Genomic DNA, 324 nt, shown 5'->3' with positions numbered 1-324 from the left:
GGCTTCATCCCATTTATCCCGCCGCCGCCAGGAATACAGGGTATTCGCACTGACGCCCAGCCGTTTTGCTATCTGCGAAACGCTGTAGGCCTGCCAGTACAAACTTTTGGCTTCTTGCCGGGGATCGTGTGTTGTCGTTGTCATGCGCTTACTTTCCCACAGCCCGCGCGCGTACTGCCATGACTGCCCGTTGTCGCGGACTGGCGACACGGCGAACACGTTGAGTCAACAGAACGGGATTGCGAAAATAGCGTCATCAATAGAAAGGGGCTTGTTGGAGAGCAACCATGGCCAAAACCATTAAATTAACGGTCTGTACTGAAG

At 54.0% G+C, this 324-nt stretch carries 1 protein-coding gene; it reads right to left on the bottom strand.

Annotation, left to right across the window (positions count from 1 at the left end; all coding sequences use genetic code 11):
- The coding region (locus NXS07_RS21085) for a terminase gpP N-terminus-related DNA-binding protein (protein ID WP_258087643.1) at positions 1–144 on the bottom strand (144 nt) is incomplete at its 3' end.
- Between the last annotated feature and the right edge of the window lie 180 nt (positions 145–324).

This window comes from Xenorhabdus bovienii (genome assembly GCF_024721015.1).
GTDB lineage: Bacteria > Pseudomonadota > Gammaproteobacteria > Enterobacterales > Enterobacteriaceae > Xenorhabdus > Xenorhabdus bovienii.
The sequence above is the reverse complement of the archived record's forward strand: the minus strand, read 5'-3'. Positions and strand labels throughout refer to the sequence as shown.